The 20,984-nt window shown below is 59.1% G+C and carries 18 protein-coding genes and 1 riboswitch; of the genes, 8 read left to right on the forward strand and 10 right to left on the reverse strand.

Features of this window, described 5'->3' with window-relative positions:
* Positions 1-12: 12 nt before the first annotated feature.
* From ACZ5Q2_RS03180 to cbiB, 5 genes are all read right to left on the reverse strand, one after another.
* Positions 13-927, reverse strand: a complete 915-nt coding sequence (locus ACZ5Q2_RS03180) for a FecCD family ABC transporter permease (RefSeq protein ID WP_061331429.1) — start codon at positions 925-927, stop codon at positions 13-15.
* Between the two features lie 69 nt (positions 928-996).
* A complete protein-coding gene (locus ACZ5Q2_RS03185; protein ID WP_061331430.1) occupies positions 997-1,848 on the reverse strand; it encodes a cobalamin-binding protein in 852 nt (283 codons plus the stop codon).
* A 68-nt stretch (positions 1,849-1,916) separates the two neighbouring features.
* The gene (locus tag ACZ5Q2_RS03190) at positions 1,917-3,746 is read right to left on the reverse strand and encodes a TonB-dependent receptor domain-containing protein (protein ID WP_230714100.1); all 1,830 of its coding nucleotides are present in this window, start codon (positions 3,744-3,746) and stop codon (positions 1,917-1,919) included.
* A 158-nt stretch (positions 3,747-3,904) separates the two neighbouring features.
* A riboswitch (cobalamin riboswitch) is annotated at positions 3,905-4,097 on the reverse strand.
* A gap of 39 nt (positions 4,098-4,136) precedes the next feature.
* Positions 4,137-5,201, reverse strand: coding sequence for a threonine-phosphate decarboxylase CobD (cobD, locus tag ACZ5Q2_RS03195; protein WP_432210455.1), 1,065 nt, complete (start codon positions 5,199-5,201; stop codon positions 4,137-4,139).
* On the reverse strand, positions 5,198-6,145 hold the full coding sequence (gene cbiB, locus ACZ5Q2_RS03200; protein WP_432210690.1) for an adenosylcobinamide-phosphate synthase CbiB: 948 nt from the start codon (positions 6,143-6,145) through the stop codon (positions 5,198-5,200). The genes cobD and cbiB overlap by 4 nt, the downstream gene beginning before the upstream one ends.
* Positions 6,146-6,271: 126 nt before the next feature.
* Here cbiB and cobT point away from each other — a divergent pair, with 126 nt between their 5' ends.
* On the forward strand, positions 6,272-7,330 hold the full coding sequence (gene cobT, locus ACZ5Q2_RS03205; protein WP_432210454.1) for a nicotinate-nucleotide--dimethylbenzimidazole phosphoribosyltransferase: 1,059 nt from the start codon (positions 6,272-6,274) through the stop codon (positions 7,328-7,330).
* A 4-nt stretch (positions 7,331-7,334) separates the two neighbouring features.
* The gene (locus ACZ5Q2_RS03210) at positions 7,335-7,934 is read left to right on the forward strand and encodes a histidine phosphatase family protein (RefSeq protein WP_432210453.1); all 600 of its coding nucleotides are present in this window, start codon (positions 7,335-7,337) and stop codon (positions 7,932-7,934) included.
* Here ACZ5Q2_RS03210 and cobU read toward each other — a convergent pair.
* Positions 7,918-8,448, reverse strand: a complete 531-nt coding sequence (gene cobU / locus ACZ5Q2_RS03215) for a bifunctional adenosylcobinamide kinase/adenosylcobinamide-phosphate guanylyltransferase (protein ID WP_106694278.1) — start codon at positions 8,446-8,448, stop codon at positions 7,918-7,920. The two genes, ACZ5Q2_RS03210 and cobU, sit on opposite strands and share 17 nt — an antisense overlap.
* 139 nt (positions 8,449-8,587) lie before the next feature.
* On the opposite strand from cobU, the gene ACZ5Q2_RS03220 reads away from it, so the two are divergent.
* The 4 genes from ACZ5Q2_RS03220 (at position 8,588) to ACZ5Q2_RS03235 (ending at position 12,773) form a co-directional block, all read left to right on the forward strand.
* The gene (locus ACZ5Q2_RS03220) at positions 8,588-10,465 is read left to right on the forward strand and encodes a putative nucleotidyltransferase substrate binding domain-containing protein (protein ID WP_432210452.1); all 1,878 of its coding nucleotides are present in this window, start codon (positions 8,588-8,590) and stop codon (positions 10,463-10,465) included.
* The gene (locus ACZ5Q2_RS03225) at positions 10,458-11,180 is read left to right on the forward strand and encodes a 3'-5' exonuclease (protein WP_432210451.1); all 723 of its coding nucleotides are present in this window, start codon (positions 10,458-10,460) and stop codon (positions 11,178-11,180) included. The genes ACZ5Q2_RS03220 and ACZ5Q2_RS03225 overlap by 8 nt, the downstream gene beginning before the upstream one ends.
* A gap of 291 nt (positions 11,181-11,471) precedes the next feature.
* Complete coding sequence (locus ACZ5Q2_RS03230; RefSeq protein ID WP_228263890.1) at positions 11,472-12,050, forward strand: QsdR family transcriptional regulator; 579 nt, start codon at positions 11,472-11,474, stop codon at positions 12,048-12,050.
* 120 nt (positions 12,051-12,170) lie between these two features.
* Complete coding sequence (locus tag ACZ5Q2_RS03235; protein WP_072678760.1) at positions 12,171-12,773, forward strand: hypothetical protein; 603 nt, start codon at positions 12,171-12,173, stop codon at positions 12,771-12,773.
* An 81-nt stretch (positions 12,774-12,854) separates the two neighbouring features.
* On the opposite strand, the gene ACZ5Q2_RS03240 is transcribed toward ACZ5Q2_RS03235, so the two are convergent.
* From ACZ5Q2_RS03240 to ACZ5Q2_RS03250, 3 genes are all read right to left on the reverse strand, one after another.
* Positions 12,855-14,249, reverse strand: a complete 1,395-nt coding sequence (locus ACZ5Q2_RS03240) for a sodium-dependent transporter (RefSeq protein WP_286920648.1) — start codon at positions 14,247-14,249, stop codon at positions 12,855-12,857.
* Positions 14,250-14,420: 171 nt separating this feature from the next.
* Positions 14,421-15,995: a methyl-accepting chemotaxis protein gene (locus ACZ5Q2_RS03245; RefSeq protein WP_431474474.1), complete on the reverse strand. Its 1,575-nt coding sequence runs from the start codon at positions 15,993-15,995 to the stop codon at positions 14,421-14,423.
* Positions 15,996-16,139: 144 nt separating this feature from the next.
* The gene (locus ACZ5Q2_RS03250; protein WP_058092806.1) at positions 16,140-17,012 is read right to left on the reverse strand and encodes a carboxylate/amino acid/amine transporter; all 873 of its coding nucleotides are present in this window, start codon (positions 17,010-17,012) and stop codon (positions 16,140-16,142) included.
* Positions 17,013-17,176: 164 nt separating this feature from the next.
* Between ACZ5Q2_RS03250 and ACZ5Q2_RS03255 the strand changes: the two genes are divergently transcribed.
* Positions 17,177-18,619 carry an MATE family efflux transporter gene (locus tag ACZ5Q2_RS03255; RefSeq protein ID WP_082780510.1) on the forward strand — a complete coding sequence of 481 codons (1,443 nt, stop codon included), beginning with the start codon at positions 17,177-17,179 and terminating at the stop codon, positions 18,617-18,619.
* Here the strand turns inward: ACZ5Q2_RS03255 and ACZ5Q2_RS03260 are convergent.
* A complete protein-coding gene (locus tag ACZ5Q2_RS03260) occupies positions 18,595-19,599 on the reverse strand; it encodes a GGDEF domain-containing protein (protein WP_061331237.1) in 1,005 nt (334 codons plus the stop codon). The two genes, ACZ5Q2_RS03255 and ACZ5Q2_RS03260, sit on opposite strands and share 25 nt — an antisense overlap.
* 244 nt (positions 19,600-19,843) lie before the next feature.
* Between ACZ5Q2_RS03260 and ACZ5Q2_RS03265 the strand changes: the two genes are divergently transcribed.
* Complete coding sequence (locus ACZ5Q2_RS03265) at positions 19,844-20,968, forward strand: HD-GYP domain-containing protein (protein ID WP_061331238.1); 1,125 nt, start codon at positions 19,844-19,846, stop codon at positions 20,966-20,968.
* Positions 20,969-20,984: the final 16 nt, after the last annotated feature.

The raw sequence follows: 20,984 nt of genomic DNA on the forward strand, positions 1-20,984 counted from the left end.
TATTACCGGACATCAGCGACTCCGGTACAACAGATACAGGAAAGTGGGAACGCCCAACAGCGCGGTGATCACACCCACCGGCAGTTGCTCCGGAGCGATCACAACCCTTGCCAGGGTATCCGCCAGCACCAACAGTGTGCCACCGGCTAACGCACAGGCCGGTAAAATCAGGCGCTGGTCGTTACCAAGCACCAACCGAAGCATATGCGGGACCACCAGCCCTACAAAGCCTATGCTTCCGGCCATGGTCACCGCCGTGGCCGTGAGCAGGCTGGCAAGTATGTAAATCAGCCATTCCAGTGGGCGCACTGAAATCCCCAGGGCAGCAGCCTGCATGGGGCCACGGGCCAATACATTCAGACTGCGGCCAAGAGGCACCACCAGCGCACAGACGAGCACCAGCACGCCAAGCCCCGGCCAGGGTGCCCTGGCGTAGGACACATCGCCCATGAGCCAGTACAACATGCCCGGCAACTCTCTGGCCGGGCTGATGGCCAGCATCAAGGTAATGACCGCCCCCCAGCCAGCCGCCACCACAACCCCCGTGAGCAAAAGGCGGGAGGGCGTCCAGCTGCCGGTGCCGTGGGCGAGCCCGAACACCATCAAGGTGGCCAGCATGGCACCGGCAAAGGCAGAACCGGAGATAACCGCGCCGCCGAGCCCCGCCAACATCGCCAGCAATGCCCCCACGGCGGCACCCCCGGACAGCCCCAACACATAGGGATCGGCAAGCGGGTTACGCAGCAGCACCTGCATCAATGCCCCGGCCACCGCCAGCAGACCTCCGGTGGCAAAGGCCGACAGCGTTCTGGGTAGCCGGAGCTCAAGAATCAGAGTACGGTGCAGGTTGGAGCCCTCACCCAGAAACACCAACAGCACATCCGCAGGTGCAATTGCGACACTGCCAATACCGACCGACATCACCATGGCGATCAGCCCGGCTACGGCTAGAACGGTGAGGGGCAGGGTGATCGGGCGTATCACACGGCTACTCCACTAGGGCCGTCGGCCACGGGCCACCTCCAGTTTCTCGCAAAACAATTGCGTTCCCTCAAGCATTCTCGGAGTCGGTCGCTGAACCAGTGACGGCGGAATAAAAAAGAGGTTGTTTCGCTCTGTCGCAGTGATACTGGGGAATGCCTGCCAGCGCGCCAGCCAGTGGCGATTCTCCTCACCCATTCCACCCGCCAGAATGGCCTCGGGATTCGCCGCAATCACCGCTTCCGCACTGATCCTCGGCACTAGCCGGTCCAGCTGACCAAACACGTTATCACCACCGCAAAGTTCAATCATTTCACCGATCAGGTGCTGGCTGTTGACCGTCATCAGGGGCTCATCCCAAACCTGGTAGAACACCGGCACCGGATCAGCCTTGGCGTACGCCTCCTGCAAGTCGGCAATGCCCTGACGGAATCGCTCCGCCTCTGCAAAGCCTTCTGCTTCAGTACCTGCCAGTATGGAGATGCGCTCAATGGTGTTGGAGACAGCTTCAAAACTCCGGGGTTCAATGGAGAACACCGGGACGCCCATATTCTTGAGTGTGACCAGCTGCTCCGTCGGATTCCCGGTTACCCAGCCAATCACAAGATCCGGCTGCAGCTCCAGCAGCCGTTCCATATCCATGCGGGTATGGCTACCCACTGAAGCGACCTCTCGGGCTGCCGGGGGATAATCGCTGTAAGCCACCACGGCAACTACCTGATCACCGGCGCCCGCCGCCCATGCCAGTTCTGTCGCCCCAGGCGAAAGTGCGGCAATGCGTTTTGCCGGGTGTTCCAGGCATATCTCCTCGCCCAGATCATCCGTGGCGCAGACATAGGATGCCAGGGCCGGAGATGCCAGCAGCATCCAGCCGAGCAGTATGCTCACACCCTTAAGCTTTCCCACTGGCGCCTCCCCGGCAAGATTATGCAGTTTTATCGGAAGTCATAGCGAATCGAAAGAAACCCTGCGGTTCCCGCCGCCAGGTAGCCTGAACCATCAAATCGGGTTGCCGTCGCGTATTCCTTATCCGTAACGTTCTGAAGCGTCAGCCGTGCTGTCCAGTCCTGAGTAAATTCCCACCCTGCACGAAGGTTGAAGGTGACGTAGCCCGGTAAACGATTTTGATTACTAGCATCATCGTAGCGGTAGCCACTGGCCAGAGCGGTGCCTCCCAGACTCCAGGCGCCCATTTGACGGTCCAGGTCAACCCTCAGCGATTGGTGACTGCGACGACGCAGGCGGTTATCCGTCTCACGATCACGAGGATCCATCAAGGTGAGTTTGACCCCAAGATCCCAACCATTCGACCGCAGACCGGAGGCCAGCTCCGCGCCACGAATACGGGCTTCACTCACGTTGGCAGGCCGGAGATCACCGTTGATGCTCTGGAGTTCAATCAGATTCTCTACGTCCAGTTGATAAAGAGCGGCATCCCAGTACCAGTGTTCGTAACGACCGCTAAGCCCCAGCTCCACGGACGCGCCTTCCTCCGGCTTGAGGTCCGGGTTGCCGGCATAACTGCCACCGAAATCGAATATCTCCAAAGGATAGTAAAGATCATTGAACGTGGGCGCCCGGAAAGAGGTGCCATAACTCACCCGTACCCGGTGGGAACGGTCAAACGAGTGGCCAAGGGCAATGCCACCGGTTTCCTGTCGACCGTATGCCTCGTTGTCGTCGCCGCGAAATGACAACTGAATATCGGAAGGGCCGAAGTTTAAGCGCAGTTGGGTGAATAACGCGGCATTAGTGCGACTGTTCTCATCGAACTCGATGGTGCTTTTCACTTCGTCGGATTGTAGCTCTCCCCCGACCGCAAGCTCGTGCACGCCTGCGGTGAAAGTGTTTTCCCATCGTGCGGTTCGGGTTTTGGTGTTGAATACAGAATCGCCGGCACTACGGAAGCTTTCTTGCTCGTCAGCGGATTCTGAAAGCTGGATGGACGTCGCCCAATAATCACTGACAGGGGTATTCAATGTGACGCCGATGGTCCGGATCATAAAATCCGTGTTGCCACCGTCAAATTCAGTATTGCCCTGTGACTGCATGATGACGAAACTGGCCTCTCCTCCGCTCGGCAATTCATGCACAACACGCCCGACGCCGGCGGTATTGCGAAAACCTTTGTCCTCGCCATCTTTCACAATTCTGGTGCCATCGGTCTCCTTGTGCAGCCCGCTGAGGCTGAACCGGGTTGCGCCGTGAGTCGCCGATGCGCCAGCACTGGTTTTCTGGGTGTTGAAATTGCCTGCTCCGGTTTCAACCCACCCTCTGTTACCGTGCTTTGGATCCAGTGTAAATGCCTGAATGACACCGCCTACCGCGTCAGCGCCATAGAGTGCACTGCGGGGGCCCCTGACGATTTCCACGCGCTCGACCAGATCAGCTGGAAAATACTGCCAGGGCGCGCCACCGCTGGTTGCAGAACGAAGGCGCACACCATCAACCAGAAAGACCGTGGAATCATTCGCAGTGCCACGAGTGAATACACTGGTGTTCTTGCCAAATGACCCGTTAGTGACCAGATCAATACCGGGCTGCGCCGCCAGCAGATCGGTAAACTCGGCAGGCGCCTCACGACGGATGGTTTCTTCTTCGATGACCGTCACCGAAGACAGGCTTTCGCCCACCGTACGGGGGCCAAGCGTGGCAGTTACAACAATAGGCTCAAGAGTATCCGGGGCGGCTTCAGACTCTGAACCACTCGCCGGTAGGGCAAAAGGCATGAACACAAGGGCAGACAAGACTTTGGAACGCTTCATTTCTTCACTCGCTTCGCACCGCACTCACCCGTGCGGTTGATACTGATTCATGCGGAGGAGAAATGTCTGTATTGACGGAGGGTGGAGGGGCGTCGATCAGTTGCATTGGCCGGTTCACCCACCGCCGCTGCCCTCCGCAACGTAGGTGTCTGGAACTCATGGGCTCCAAATTCCAGGCCGGTCTCCGGGCTTCCAGGTGGAGCTGATGCTCCGGGGCAATCACCTTCCCATGCCAGAGGCACAGTGGCGCATTGGATTGCCTTTCACCTGATTACCGTTGCGGGGGCAGCGCCGGGCTCTCACCGGCTTCCCGTTTCACTCACTGCATTCGCCGGACTATCGCCAGTCCGGTTGGAACGCTCAGAGCACCTGAAATTGCGGGCAAGACTATCAACCCGGGTGGGGGTGGTCAATGAGATATGTTAATTCAGACAACGCACTTCCCAGACGTTGCCAACCGGACTCATCAGGCGGCAAACCGAAGCGCAGGGCTGGCGGCTCATCAAAACGCCTGACCAGAATGGCACGACGAGCCAACTCATCTGCTATTGGTGCTGCGTTTTCATGATGGACCGTGCGAAACAGCAACGTACCGTTGGTTGCTGGCATGCCAGATTTCCTGAGCAGGCCGTCCATCCGCAGCCGTGACGTCTGCAGCCTGCCCCGCGCCTCTATCTGCCATGCCCTGTCAGCCAGAGCTCTTGCCATCAGGTAACGCGCCGGGCCACTGACGGTCCAGGGGCCCAATTCAAAAGCCAGCGCACGGGTCAGCTCAGGTTCAGCCAACACAGCCCCGGCGCGCATTCCGGCCAGGCCGAAAAACTTGCCCAGAGATCGCAGAAGTATCAGACCCGGCGCGCCCGCCCAGGGTTCCAAACCGTGTCCGGGCTCTCCCTCAACAAAGGCCTGATCAAGTACCAGCCAGCCCCCACGTGCCTGCAATCGTTGGTGCCATAGCAGAAGACGGGCCGGATCGACCAGCTGCCCGGTCGGATTATTCGGCTGTATCCACACCACCACGTCCACAGAATCCAGCCAGGTCAGATCGTCTTGCTCTATTGCCTGCTCAGGAATCGCCACCACCTCGAAACCGGCGCGACGCCAGGCATGACCATGCTCGCGATATCCCGGCATGGGCACCGCCACTCGACCAAGACCATGCACCCTGGCGCGCACGGCGGGCAGGGCCATGATCGCCGCCTGGGATCCCGCCACCGGCAGGCAGCTGGCCCGCTCGGGCGCACCTGCCCAGGAACGGATGATCTCCTCCAGCCCATCGTCCGGCTCTGGCAGTCGTTGCCATACCTCCGGTGGGATGGCCGGCACCGGCCAGGGTACCGGATTGATGCCGGTGGACAGATCAAGCCATTGCTCGCGGGGGATGCCCCAACGCTGTATTGCAGCCTGTAACCGCCCGCCATGCTCCGGGGATTCAGGAAGGTCGAAAGCCGTCATCCGGCACCTCCAGGCACCACCCAGCTGCAGGCAAGGGCGAGGACGAGCAGCACCGACAACCAGAGCATTACCCCGCGCTGTACCAGGGCAATAGCACCTTCGATTGTCGCTGCCGAAGCCCCGGGGCCACGACCTAACACTGGCCGTTCCTTGATGCCATTGGCATAGGGCGCCGGCCCACCGAGGGTCACACCAAGGGCGCCCGCCCCGGCCGACATCACTGGCCCGGCATTGGGGCTATCCCAGGCTCTTGCCTGGGTACGCCAACAACGGAACGCCACCCGGGTACTTCCCAACAGCGCATAAGTGAGGGCTGTCAGCCGGGCAGGCAGCCAGTTCATGAGGTCATCCAGCCTGGCGGCAAACCGACCGAAGTAAAGAAATCGTGAGTTGCGATAGCCCCACATGGCGTCCAGGGTATTGATCAATCGGTGCAAAACCACACCCGGCAGCCCGGCAAGCAGGTACCAGAACAGACTTGAGAACACCGCATCGGCACCATTCTCCAGCATGGATTCCGAGGCAGCCGCGGCCACCCCCTCGTCGGACAGCGCCGCTGCATCCCGGCTGACAATCCACCCCACCGCTTTCCTGGCTTGGTCACCGTCGCCCGCAGTCAATGCCGTGGACACCGCCCGGCCATGTTCCGCCAGCCCCCGTAACGACATTGCGAGCCATACGCCGGCCACTTGAGCCACCAACCATAGCCAGCCGCCCAGCCAGAATTGCAGCGCTACAGCCAGTGCCAGCACCGGCGTGACGACGATCGCGGTTGCCAGCGCACCCAGGCACAGGCTCCTTGCGGCGGCCTGCGGCTGGCCATTCAGGCCAGCTTCCGCCACCGAGGCCCAACGGCCAAAGCCTGCCAGAGGGTGCCACCGGCGCGGTTCACCAACCAACCAGTCCAGTGCAACCGCCGCGACACATACCAACACCGCAACCAGAAACGTTTCCAAATGTGGGCTCCATGAATCAGATGCTGGCAAGTCTAACCGAGTGGAGCCTGATCTTGACACCTTCGCCTCCCGGTATGACCATCCTCGGTTTTCCGCCCACAAGGAATCATCGTCATGGCCCTGCCTCAAAGCTGGCTAACACCGCCCCCCGCCCCCTCAGCCGAACACGCCGCGCTTGCCGCAGCGCGACAGCAGGTTCTGACCAAACCGCCAGGCTCTCTCGGGCAACTGGAACAGCTGGCGATTACCCTGGCAGCCCTGAACGGCACAGACAGGCCAACCGTTGATCCTGTCCGCATGGTAGTATTTGCCGGTGATCATGGCGTATGTGCTGAAGGTGTTTCCGCTTTTCCCCAGGAGGTCACCGCCCAGATGGTTGCCAACTTTGCCGGCGGTGGCGCGGCCATCAGCGTTATGGCCAGGGAACTCGGCGCCAGCCTGGAAGTTGTGAACCTGGGCACGGTCGGAGAGGTACCGATGCTCCCCGGCGTCATTCACCAGATTATCGGCCCCAGTACTGCCAATATGGCCGAAGAATCCGCCCTTGGCCCGAGCCAGGTAGCTGCTGCACTGACCAGTGGCGACCAGGCAGCCGAGCGGTCGGCCAACGCCGGATGTCGGCTGTTCATCGGTGGCGACATGGGTATCGGCAACACAACCAGTGCCGCCGCACTCGCCTGCGCATTGCTTGACCTGCCACCCGAGAGGCTCGTCGGGCCGGGCACCGGCCTTGACAGCGAGGGGGTCGCTCGCAAAGCCCGGGTGGTCTCCAAAGCACTGGCCCGGCATGGCGACGACCGAAACGCCTTGTCTGTGCTGACTTCTCTCGGCGGCTTCGAGATTGCTGCGTTGACCGGTGCCATCCTCGGCTGCGCAGCCCGCAAGATCCCGGTATTGGTCGATGGCTTTATCGTCTCGGCCGCCGCGCTTGCGGCGGTTAGCCAGCAACCCGGAGCGCGTGATTGGCTCATGTTTGCGCACCGATCGGCCGAGCCCGGTCACGACGCGGTGCTGGAAGCACTTGATGCGACCCCACTGCTGGACCTGGGCATGCGCCTGGGTGAGGGCAGCGGCGCCGCCGTTGCCGTGCCTTTGCTTCGGGCAGCCTGCGCACTGCACAACAACATGGCCAGCTTTACTGATGCCGGCGTCAGCGGAAAGTCCGGGGAGTAGAACCATGACAACCACCGTGATCGATCTGATACGCCATGGCGAACCCGAGGGTGGGCAAATGTTCCGGGGCAGCAAGGACGACCCGCTGAGCCCCGTCGGCTGGCAGCAAATGGAAGCCGCCGTCCACGGTCACGACCATTGGGATGCCATTGTCAGCTCGCCGATGACACGGTGCCGCCTGTTTGCAGAACAGCTCGCGCAAAGACGCAGGATTCCCCTGCACATCGAAGATGACCTGCGGGAAATCGGATTTGGTGACTGGGAGGGGTTAACTTCGCGGCAGGTCCAGGAACGTTATGGCGACCACCTCAGCCGCTTCTGGCAGGATCCCATAAACTCCAACCCGCCCGGCGGTGAAGCCATTACCGACTTCTACCAGCGAGTCACCCTCGGGTTTGATCGCTGGCAGGACCAGCTTGCGAGTCAGCGTATCCTGGTGGTTTGCCATGGTGGCGTTATTCGCATGGTGCTGGCCAACGTGCTGGGCATTCCTCTGGAGAAATCGTTTGCCGGCTTTTCCGTGCCCTATGCCTGCCGCAGCCGGATTCAGGTGGACCAGTCCGAGTTTGGCACCTTCCGCAGCCTGGTCAGCCACCAGCCTTGAGGGTCAGTGGCAGACCAGCCACCGACATCACCACCTCATCACAGCGCTGCGCGAGTGCCTGGTTGAGCCATCCCAGCTCGTCGGCAAAGCGACGGGTGAGGGGGTCCATGCCGATGGTGCCCAGGCCTACCTCATTGGTGACGATCACCAAGGGGCCTGGATAAGTTTCCACGGCAGTCAGAAAGGCGGCACGTTCAGGCTGAAACAGCGAACGGTCGGCGAACAGGAGATTACTCAACCAGAGACTCATGCAGTCCACCAGAACCAGCGGCGAGGTATCATGCCCGTCAGCCAGGTCTGACAGCGCCCGGCCAAGGTAAACGGGCTCCTCAACCAGCTGCCAGTGTGCCGGGCGTTGTTGCTGGTGGCGCCGGATCCGCAGGGCCATTTCATCGTCACCGGCGGTGGCGGTAGCCACGTAGACCACGTCTGCGCCGGCGTCGCGTGCCCGTTGCTCCGCCAGCCCCGTTTTTCCAGACCGGATACCACCGGTAACCAGTAACTTGTTGACCATAAAACACTCTCTCGTGCTTACCCACCGTGGCCAAGGTACACCAAGTGAACAGACAGCTGCTATAGTTTGGCCAGACTCTGGAATAACCGGTCAGCCAACCGCAAACATTTAATCAAGACTCAGTCACTCTGGAGAGCCCATGCAGGCCGAACTGTTGGACATCCGCAACCACATTGCCCAATACCCCCCGTTCAATGACATGCCTGAAGAACTTCTTGAACGAGTTGTCAACGGTATTGAGGTGGTCTACTACCGCGCCGGCACCCAGATACTTGAACTCGGCCAGGCCAATCACTGGCTCCACTATATCCGCAGCGGCGCCGTGGAGATTTTCCGCCGCTCCGGTGAGCTGTATAACCGCGTGGGCGAGGGCGAAATCTTTGGCCAGTTCGGATTGATGATGAACAAGAAAGTCCGGTTCCCCGCCAAAGCCATCGAAGATTGCCTGATCTACAAGATTCCGGATACCACCTTTCAGCATCTGTGGGAAACCGACGAAAACTTTGCAGACTTTGTTGAGATTGAAGACCGCAGCCGACTGCGTTCGGCGGTTTCGCGTAGAGAGAAATCCAACGAACTGATGACCGCCAAGGTTACCCGCCTGATATCCCGGGAACCGGTTTCCGCTCCGACCACCGTTCGCCTGCAGGAAGCCGCCAGAATCATGACAGACAATGGCGTATCGGCGCTGCTGTTGATGGATGAAAGCGGCGAACGCCCGAAATTGCAGGGCATCATCACCGACCGGGATCTACGTACCCGTGCCGTTACCCATGCCCTGGCCTCGGAAACCCCGATCAGCGACATCATGTCGGAAGGGCTGATCACCATCAGCGCCCGCTCCTTCATCTTCGAAGCCATGCTCACCATGCTCCACAACAACGTGCACCACCTGCCGGTGATGGAAGGCGACGAAGTGCGCGGCGTGATTGCGCTGTCTGACATCGTCAAGTATGAAAGCCAGAGCAGCCTGTACCTGGTGAGCAACATCTACCACCAGAACGACGTCAAAGGCCTGAAGAGAATCAGCCTGGAAGTCCGCGACAGCTTTGTACGCATGGTCAACGAAGATGCCAACTCCCACATGATCGGCAGCGCCATGGCCGGTATAGGTCGTAGCTTCAGCCAACGCCTGCTGGAACTGGGTGAAGAAAAACTCGGACCGCCACCGGTTCCCTACTGCTTCATGGCCCTGGGCTCCATGGCCCGGGATGAACAGCTGGTCGTTACCGACCAGGACAACGCCATGGTGCTGGACGACGGTTTCATCCCTGAAGAGCACGACGAGTATTTCCTCGCCCTTGCCAAGTTTGTCTCCGACGGCCTGGCCGAGTGTGGATACACCTACTGCACCGGCGATATCATGGCCACCAACCCGAAATGGCGGCAACCGCTGAGTGTGTGGAAAGGTTACTTCACCGACTGGATCGAAAATCCCAAGGCGGAAGCCCTGCTCAACAGCAATATCTTCTTCGACCTGGATGGCATTTACGGGCAAACCGACTTTACCGAACAGTTGAAAACCCTGATTGTAGAGAAAGCCAGCGGCAGTCAGCGCTTCCTTACCTTCCTGGCCAGGAACGCCCTGAACCGAACACCACCGCTCGGTTTCTTTCGCACCTTCGTGCTCGAAGAAGACGGGAAGCACCAGAAAACCTTCAACCTCAAACGCCGGGGCACCGCGCCGTTATCAGATCTGATCCGGGTTCACGCCCTGGCCAGCGGCAGCCGCTCCCAGAACTCCTTCGAGCGCCTGAAAGACATTGCCCAAACCAAACTTCTGCTGGAGGACGACGCCGGCAACCTGCGCGACGCCCTGGAATTCATATCCATCGTCCGTATCCGCCACCAGGCCCTGGCTATCGAAGAAGGCCGTGAACCGGACAACAACGTCCGCCCGGAAGACCTGTCTCCGTTCGAACGCAGCCACCTGAAAGACGCTTTCCAGATCGTCAGCAACGCCCAGAAGTTCCTGCGCTTCCGTTACAACGCCGGAGGAGCCACCAGGAATGTCTGACAGCATCAAAAGCGGGAACAGCAAACAGGACTGGCCAGACAACTACCGAAAAGCCGCGGAAAAAGCGAAGGATGCCCGAATCCGAGCTTTCTACCAAGCCGGCTGTCCTGACCCGCAAACTCCCATTAAAGAGGTGCCACTGGTCGCCCTCGACTTCGAAACCACCGGCCTGGATGCCGACCGCCACTCCATCATCAGCATCGGCCTGGTGCCTTTTACCCTCGATGGCATACAGTTAGGCCAGTCCTGGCACCAGATCGTCCGCCCGCAACTGCCGTTGCAGCAAGACACCGTCACCATCCATGGCATCACCCACAGCGAAATCGAAAACGCCCCGGACCTGGCAGACGTTCTCGACACCCTGTTCCAGCACCTCAACGGCCGAATCCCCGTTGTCCACTACCGCAACATAGAACGCCCGTTTCTCAACACCGCCCTGCAGTGGCGTCTGAAAGAACAACTCCGCTTCCCGGTCATAGACACCATGGCCATCGAAGCCCACCTGCACCCCAAACGAAACCCAAGCCGCTGGCAACAACTCATGGGTAAACAACCCATCTCCATCCGCCTGGCCGACAGCCGAACCCGCTACGGCTTACCACACTACGCCGGCCACAACGCCCTGATAGACGCCATCGCCACCGCCGAACTGTTCCAGGCCCAGGTGCAGCATCATTTCGGCACTGATACGCCTATTGGAGATCTTTGGGTTTAACCAACCCCTCACACACTACTCCGGCCATGCAGGAAACTTTCATTCACCGACTATCTCGCCAGCGGATGGCTGCGGGAGTGGGGGCCTACTTTCCAAAAATCTCGGAGGCCATGGATGGCCGGAGCGAAGCGCACAGGGATGTGCTTGTAGCGTTTTTTGGAAAGTAGGCCCCCACTCCCACAAACTCCCCAACCCGCAGGCTAGGGAGGAAAACAGCACCAAGGCCAAAGGGCCATAGCCCCAAAGCCCCGCAACCGCTAGAATGACCCCACACCAACCAAAGAGCCCAAAGTGACCGAACAAATCACCAAAACCACCCCCCTGGACGCCTTCCGTCGCGCCAGAAGAATGTGGCTAAAAGGGGAGAAAATCAGCCTCGCCGCCCTGGCCGATGACCTGCACATCGGCCGAGCTACCCTGTTCCGCTGGGTCGGCAACCGAGACCTCCTGATTGGTGAAATCCTATGGTCGCTCTATGAGCCTCTGTATAAAGAAGCCCGGGCCCAAACCCCCGGCCATGGCGTAGACTACGTGGTCGGCGTATTCCGCCACATCAACATGACCATTCTGCACTTCAGCCCCCTGCGCAAATTCCTGCACCAGGACCCTGAATACGCCCTGAAAATGCTCACCTCGTCTCACTCCACCCTGCACGCCCGCACCGTGGAAGTGAACACCCGCTTACTGAAAGACGAAGTGCGTGCCGGCCACCTGAGCCCACCCATGAACATCCAGAGCCTGTCCTACTTCATGGTGCGCATCGCCGAATCCTGTCTGTACAGCGATATCATCGGCGGCCGCGAACCCAGGGATGAAGAGCTGGAAGATGCCTGCACCGCTGTGCGCATCCTGCTAGGCGGGAAAGTCTGACAACATCTGCGCTGGCAGAACCGTGCAACGCAGGCTAATCTGACGCAATAACGCCGGGCCCCGGCCCGTTCAAAAGCAGACCACAAACACCCGGAACCAACACCCGCAAAGGAGCGCGACATGCCGTTACACCAATCCATTAGCCAGAAACTGTTTACGCCAATCATCATTGCACTCGCCCTGATTGCCCTCACACTCGCCCCCCAGGCTCAGGCTCGCGACCTGACAGAAAAAACCGTCCGGTCATTCATCGACAGCCTCGGCGCCGCCGAAACCCTGGCCGAGGACCACAAAGAATTTCTAGATGCCCTGGAAGCCGAGCAGGACGAGAACATGGATTTCTCCAGACTCTTCTCCGACAGCCTTAAAGACTTAGAAGGGCACGCGGTGCACGGACAGCTGGAGAAGTTGGTCAAGCGGTATGGATTCTCCAGCCTTGAACAATGGGGACAGACGGGGGACCGGGTTTACCAGGCCTGGTTCGCTCTGGAAATGGATGAGCAAGGGGGAGCGCCCCAAAATGAAATGCAGCAAGCCTTGGCTGAGATCGAAAACAGCCCTCATATGACAGAAGAACAAAAAGCCCAGATGCGTGCCATGCTGCAATCGGCGACTTCTGCCTTGGATACTGCGATGAATGCCCCGGAAAGCGACAAGCGTGCGGTTCGCCCGTTTATGGACGAATTGCGGGCCCTGAGCGAGGATGACGAAAGCGACTGGTAAGTAGTAACCGCTAGAAAAAGAAAACCCGGCGACTGTCTCCAGCGCCGGGTTTTCTTTTTGGCGGGCTATCAGCCGGGCTGATTACGCCAGCAGGTTGTAGACAAACACGATTGCTACAGCAATCGGCGTCACAAACCGGATCAGGTTGTACCACAAGCCAAAGGTGCTTTCCTGCAGAGCCAGGTCGCTCTTCAGAGACTCCTTGGCCACGAACCAACCCACGAAGATGGCGGTCAGCAGGCCGGAGAGCGGCAGCATGATGTTGGCGGTGAAGTAGTCCAACAGATCGAAGATGGTCTTGCCTTCGAATGCAGCGAACATACCCAGCGGTGCCACATCGGCCCATACGTTCAGTGACAGGATCGACGCGATACCCAGCAACCAGCAGGCAACACCGGCAATCACGGCACTGCCCACACGGGCAAAGCTGGTTTTCTCCTCAATCCACTCAACCACTGGCTCCAGCAGTGAGATGCCGGATGTCCAGGCGGCGAACAGCAGCAGGACGAAGAACAGGGTGCCAAACAGGGTTCCCATGGGCATGTTGCCGAACGCCAGTGGCAAGGTCTGGAAAATCAGGCCCGGGCCGGCACCGGCTTCAAGGCCGTTGGCGAATACCACCGGGAAAATAGCCAGGCCAGCCAGCAGGGCCACGACGGTATCCATGATGGCCACGGTGACTGCCGTGCGGCCGATAGAGACATCGCGGCTCAGGTAAGAGCCGTAAGCCATCATGATGGCCATACCCAGGCTCAAGGTGAAGAACGCATGACCCAGGGCCACCAGCACACCGTTAACCGTCAGGGCACTGAAATCCGGATTAAACAGGAAGGAAACCGCTTCCCCGAAGTGGCCGGTGGTGGTGGCATAACCCACCACCATCAACAGCAGGATAAACAGGGCCGGCATCAGAATGGTAACCGCACGCTCCAGGCCGCCTTTCAGGCCGCGGGCGACAACCAGCACGACCAGAGCCATGAACACCGTGTGCCAGAGCAGGAGCTTGGCCGGGCTGGCCAGCAGGCCGCCGAACATTTCACCCACGGATTCGGCAGTACCGCCGGTGAAATCACCCATGGCGGCGTGGCCAACATAGGAGGCAGCCCAGCCACCGATCACCGAGTAGAACGACAGAATGATGAAGGCCGCCAGCATGCCGATGATGGCGGAAATTCGCCAGCCGGACGATGCCAGGTTGCGCTCAGCCACCAGGCGGAAACTGGTGATCGGATTGTGGCGACCATTCCGGCCGATAAACACCTCGGCCATCATGATGGGAATACCGATGATGAAGATACAGAGCAGGTAAACCAGAACGAAGGCACCGCCGCCGTTCTCACCAGTGACATAAGGGAACTTCCAGACGTTACCGAGACCAACAGCAGAACCGGTTGCTGCCAGAATAAACGCGAACTTGGACGACCAGAGTCCGCGAGCCCCGATACCGCTGTCTGATGCGGAGTTGGACTGTGACATGAATTTTCTTCCTGTGCTTTTGGCTATAGGAAACTACGAATTGTGAGGGCGCCAAACCAATGGTTCAGGCCATTGGTGCGGGATTCTGCCAGCACTGGCGCGGTGATGCCAGTGCTGAAATGTTGTTCAGTGGTTTCTGTCGACCACACAGATCCAACCGGCCAGCGCTAACTAGCCAGATTTACTGACAAACCGGGCAATCAGATCCTTCAGACCACGGGCCATGCCACTGAGCCTGTCGCTGCTGTCTTTAGCGGCTTCAGCCTGCTCGTCGCTCTGGTCGGCAAGGCCGGCGATGTTCACGATTTGCCGGTTGATCTCGTCCGATACCTGACTTTGCTCCTCGAACGCGGCCGACATGGTAATGAAACTGTCGGAAATCGAATCCACCGAACCCACAATGGTTTGCAGGGATTCTGCCGCGCCCTGCACCCGGGCCAGACCCTGGCTGGCGATTTCCTCACCAGAACGTACGGCCTGAATGGTTTCATCCACCTGGGCCCGAAACTGATCAATCACCTCATGGATCTTGACGGTGGACTGCCGGGTTCTCTGGGCCAGGGACCGCACTTCATCGGCCACCACGGCAAAGCCTCTGCCTTGCTCGCCGGCGCGGGCTGCTTCAATGGCCGCATTCAGGGCCAGCAGGTTGGTCTGCTCGGCAATGTCCGAGATCAGGTCGGCCGCTTCACCAATGGTGCGGGTGGATTCACCCAGGCGACTCACCGATTCGCCAATGCCATTCACCTGCTGCACCAGCTGCTCAATCGCGGCAGTGGCCTCACCACTGCGCTGGCTGCCCTCGTGGGCCAGCCGGTTGGCCTGCTCTGCTTCTTTGGCGTTGTGGGTAACGGCTTCCGCGACTTCCTGAATGGACGCGGTCATTTCATTGATCGCCGAGGCGGTCTGGTCCGTCTCCGCCCGCTGCCGGGCAATCGCCGTGGCCCCCTCGGTAATGAAGCCATGGGACGCCCGGGCCTGCTGCAGTAAATGCTCAGCCTGATCGTCAATTCGCGCCAGCGCTGTGCGAATGCGTGCTTCCTCACTGACCAGCACCAGGGCCAACCGCGACATCAGGCCACGCTCACTGCTGTATGTGCGGGCAACGACGGGGTCCTGGAAAGCATCGGGGCGCAACGCGAGTAAACCTTTCAAACGATTGGAAATAGACCCGAACACCAGACTGAAAGCCAGACCATGACCCACCAACACGACCAGCGCTGCCAGCCAGAGCGGCTCGAGTTGCATGGCACCCAAGGTGATTACCAGGGATAACAAAAACGGCCAGCCGGATCGGCCCATCGACATGGCCCGGTTACTGAACGATGACGACAACTTGCCTGCGGAGATACCAGAATAGAGCTTTTCAGCCCGCGCAATCTGGTCCCGAGTGACAGCCACGCGCACGGACTCATAGCCCACCATCTGGCCGTTGTCCCAGATAGGAGTGGCATAGGCACTGACCCAGTAATGATCTCCGTTCTTTGCCCGGTTCTTGACCACACCCATCCAGGCCTTGCCCGCTTTCAGATACTCCCACATGTCGGCGAACACCGCCGGCGGCATGTCCGGGTGGCGAATCAGATTGTGGGCCTGGCCAATCAGTTCGTCCCGGGTGTAACCACTGATGGTTTCAAAATCGTCGTTGCAATAGGTGATCACGCCCTTGAGGGAGGTGGTACTGATCAGGCGCATACCTTCCGGTACGGTAATTTCGCGCTGGGTGACAGGTAGATTCTTGCGCATAGGGGGTCGATGTCCGTTAAACCGGGGAAATTATTTCAGGGCGCAAGCGTAAGTCTGGATGAATATCAAGGAAATATCTAATGAGTTACGCTACGTCACATTAATGTAACGGCACACAACCCGATATCTTGAAGACAAGGCTTGTCAGGGCCCGGCCAGGACCCTTGCCCGGGGATGAAAACGGGCATTCACCCACAGTGAAAACGCGATCACCGCGCCGCCAAGCATAAGGCGCATGAGGTCCGCATCCCGGTTCCAGATCAGCAGGTTCACCAGCAACCCGGCAGGCACCAGGGCATTGTTCATAATAGCCAGGGTGCCAGCATCTACCTCACAGGCACCGCGATTCCACAGGTATAGCCCAAGCCCCGAGGCCGCGAGCCCCAGCCAACCGAGAATGCCCCACTGAAGACTGGTTGTGGGCAGCTTGTCAGCATCACCGAATATCAGGAACGACGGCAAGGCGATCACCAGCGCCCCGAAAAAGAAGTAGCCGAAGGTACGGTAGCCCGGCAAAGCCAGGGCGTAGTGGCGCATCACGTGTTTGTAGCCCACTTGGCCGGCGGCAAAGGTAAAATTAGCCACTTGCAGTAACAAGAAGCCGGTAATGAAATCTTCACTCAGGCCATCGTAGCGGATAATGCCGGCGCCCAGAGTAGCGATGGCTGCCGCCAGCAAGGCCACCGGGGAGAACCGGCGAAACAGGGCATCGTCAATCAGCGTAACGTACAAAGGGGTGAAGATGGTGAACAGCAACACTTCAGGCACCGTGAGGTAACTGAACGAGCGGTACAGGCAAAGGTAGGTAATACCGAACTGCAGCATGCCGGTAATCAGAATACCAAGCTTCATGCCCCCGGGCACACCACGCCAGCGGGTGAAGGGCAGAAACACCAGGGCCGCCAGCAGCACACGGGTAAGCACGGCAAAATCGCTGTCTACCCGGCCAGCCAGGAACTCGCCGATCAAGCTGAACGAAAACGCCCACAGCGCCGTTACCAGAACCAGAAGAACCATACCACCGCACCTGAGATAAACCGGACCGCTACTGTACCGTTTTTGCCGGCATTATCCAGTACGGAAGGCGGTGCAAACCCCTATAAGCTGCCCGACCGCCAATCGGGTACCATGTCCGCCTCTGACAGGTACAACCCTGACGAACCAACATCGAAACCAGCACCATGGACGAAAACCACCAACCGTTACCCGAAGCCCGACAGCCCCTTGTTCGCCGCACGCTGGCGGAATGGAGAACCCTGGCCATTCTGGGCGGGCCGATCCTGATTGCCCAGGTGGCACAGATGGCCAATGGGGTTATTGATACCGTTATGGCGGGCCACGCCAGCGCTCGGGATTTGGCCGCGGTAGGCATTGGCAGCAGCCTGTGGATGCCACTGTTTCTGTTTTTCATGGGCATGCTGGGGGCGCTGCAACCGATCATTTCCGGCTACAACGGTGCCCGGCAGCACTCGAAGATCATGCCGGCCACCTGGCAGGGCATTTACATCGCAGCCGGCGGCACGGTGATCATGGCGTTGTTGCTGACCAACGTACACCCGGTACTGGCGATGCTGAAGATGGATACAGAGACTGCCGGCATCACCCAGGGATACCTGAACGCCTTCGCCTGGGGCATTCCAGCCCTGCTTCTTATGAACGCTCTGCGGGGACTCACTGACGGCCTCGGCCACACCAGGGTAATCATGGCTTTCTCTGTACTCAGCACGCTGATCAACCTGCCGCTGAACTACATCTTCATTTACGGCAAGCTCGGCCTGCCCGCCATGGGCGGTGTGGGCTGCGGCTGGGCGACATCGCTGTCCAACGGGACGGCCGCCATTGCCTTACTGATCTACCTGAACCGGAGCCGTACCTTCCGCCAGTTTCACCTGCTGGCCGACTGGGTGAAGCCCAACTGGCGGGGAGTTCGCTACATTCTGGGTATCGGTGTGCCCATTGGCTTCACCATTTTTGTTGAAGCCAGCATGTTTTCAGTCATTGCCCTGTTCCTGGCACCCCTGGGGCCGGTGATTGTGGCCGGACATCAGATTGCGCTGAACGTGGTGTCGTTGTTGTTCATGCTACCGCTGAGCATAGGCATGGCACTGACGCTGCGGGTGAGTTTTCTGGTGGGTGCCCGGGCGCCGGATACCGCCCGGCTGATTTCCCGTAGCTCACTGATCCTAGCCTCGGCGGTTGCCCTGATCTTTGCCACGTTGCTGTTTGTGTTCTCCGCACAGATCGCCGCACTCTACACCGGCGACCAGGCCGTGCGGGATGTCACCATTCGCCTGCTGGCGTTTGCCGCCATGTTCCAGGTTGCTGATGTGATTCAGGTAACCTGCATCAGTGCGCTCAGGGGCTATAAAGACACCCGCATTCCCATGTTCATTATGCTGTTTTCGTTCTGGGGGGTTGGCCTGCCACTGGGCTACATTCTGACCTTTACAGACCTGCTTTGGCCGGCGTTGGGAGCGGCGGGGTTCTGGGTGGGGCTGACGGCGGGGCTGACCTCCGCCAGTGTTTTGCTGGGTTGGCGATTGTTTCGCTACCGGCCCGGAAACCACCATCACGGCGAACCCGACAGCCGGACTTCAGTTCAAGCCGGTTCGGCCACCAACTGAGTGTTCTTATCTGCAAATACAATCCGATCCCGCCCGGTCTCCTTGGCCTGATACAGCGCTTCATCAGCCCTCGCCAACCAGCTCTCCACGCTCTCGCCGTGGCCCAGCAAGGCGACACCAAATGACGAAGTAACCGGGCCACCGGGGTACTTGAGATGCCTGCGCAACACCTGTTGCAGGTTGTTCATAACCGCCTGCAGGCTGGATCCATCCACACCGGGCAGCAATAACACGAACTCCTCACCGCCATAACGGAACAGCTGATCAGACTTTCGTGTGTTGCGTTCAACCAGCGCCACCAAGTCCGTCAGCACATTATCACCGACGCCATGACCATACACATCGTTGATTTTCTTGAAGTGGTCGATATCCAGCATCACCAGGGCATAGGGTAGCCCGGATCGCTCAGCATTGGCAGCAGCCGCATCCAGTTCCTCATCCATGGAGCGGCGGTTCTTGACACCGGTCAGTGGGTCGATGGTGGCCAGGTGCTCCAAGCGTTCCCGCTGATCCTGGTTACGATAGGCAAAGACATAGGCACAGGCGCTGACCACCGTCGCCGTGGTCGCAAACGTCCACATTTGAACCGTTGAGCTGAAAGCCGTTTCAATCGACATCAGCGCCAGAACGGATAGCAGGTTCAGAATGGCCGCAAGTCGGCTGGATACAAGAAAGAAGGTTGTTACCAGGCAAGGGAATATCCAGAACAAACCCGCCTCACCCATAACCGCACCAACGGTGACCGCGCCCGCGCAGATAATAATCGCCAGGAACATGCCGCTGCGGTATGTGTCGCCGGTGACCCAGGCATAAGCGAGGCTGCCAACGATGCCAGACAGAATCCCGAGATCAACAAAACCGGCGAGCGGATTACCCTCGACAAATCGCAGGATCACGAACGGCGTGATGCCAACGATGGCACTGATGCCAAGCAATGTGATGATCGATAATCGGAAATCGTTTTTTAGCCGATGAAACATTCAGATCGGGTCCGACTATGGTCTTAGTTAGTGCACAAGCTTAGCGTAAGCTATGTAAGGGGGCGCTACCGGGCTACGATTCTTAACAATTCTATCTCTGAACACGACACAATGTGACATGCATCACAAAAGTGTGTCGGTTAGTATTCTAAATACACAAGCCTATGCCGGTTTTGACGTCAGAATATTGAAAGAAGTATTCCGAAGAACAAGAATCGCTCTACGACACCTTGGGATATTCAAATTGGATTCACTCATACGCATCGCCCCTGGGGCATTGACCATCGGCCGTCCATTACCCTGGGATGTTTTCGACGCCGATGGAAACGTCTTGCTGCGTCAGGGCTATGTTATCCAGACCAATACTCAGCTGGAGCAATTGTTTGAGCGGGGCCGGTTCAAGCCCCGGAAAATCGAACGGAAAAAGGAAAAAATTCAGGAGGATCAACGGCAGCGTAACCCCTTCGCCGACTACGCCGACCTGCTGGCCACCCTGGAAGCAACCCTCAACGCCATCACCAGTGAAGATCCGTCTGCCCAAAAACGCTTATTGGGGCTGGCGCGAATGCTGGAGCGGACCTGTCAGGAAGCGCCGGAAGCCAGCCTGGCCCTGGTGCATCTGTACTCCATCGGCCCCACCATTCACGAACAGATTCTTTTCTACGGCATTTTGTGCCACTTCACGGCCAGGGCGTTTGGGCTTGATGAAAAACGTACCAGTGTGCTGACCGCCGCGGCCCTGACCGCCAACCTGGCACTTGTGCCGGTGGCCGACCAGCTAAATGCTTCCACCCGTGTGCTCACCGACGACCAGCGGGCGGTTATCCGCAAACACCCGCACCGCAGTATCCAGGCACTGACCTCCGCCGGCATTACCAATAAACTGTTGCTGAAAATCATCGCCCAGCACCACGAGCAGGCCGATGGCTCCGGCTATCCGGAAGGATTAAGTGGCACTGATATTCTGCCAGAGGCGGAAATTCTGGCTCTGTCAGAACGCTACGTGGCCATGATCACCAAACGAGCCTACCGCAACCGGATGACCATCACCGCTGCCCGCAAGCTGATAGCCACCCTCGGTGACGGCAAGGTCCGCCCGGCCATTCCACGGTCACTGTTGCAAGTACTCGGCGAATACCCGCCTGGCATGCTGGTGCGGCTCGACAATAACGAAGTCGGTGTGGTGACCGGCCGCGCCGTCAGGGCCAGGGGACCGTTTGTCAAAGCTATTTTCGGGCCCCGGGGCAACCGCTACAGCGGCACGTTTGAGCGCGACACCAGCGTTCCCGAATACAACATCCAGGGCGCCGAAGAGCCAGAGGAAATGCCTTCCATGGATTTCAGCCTGCTCTGGGGCTTTCGCAACTGAAACCCGCGGAGCGTGG

It is taken from the genome of Marinobacter alkaliphilus, from assembly GCF_055394375.1.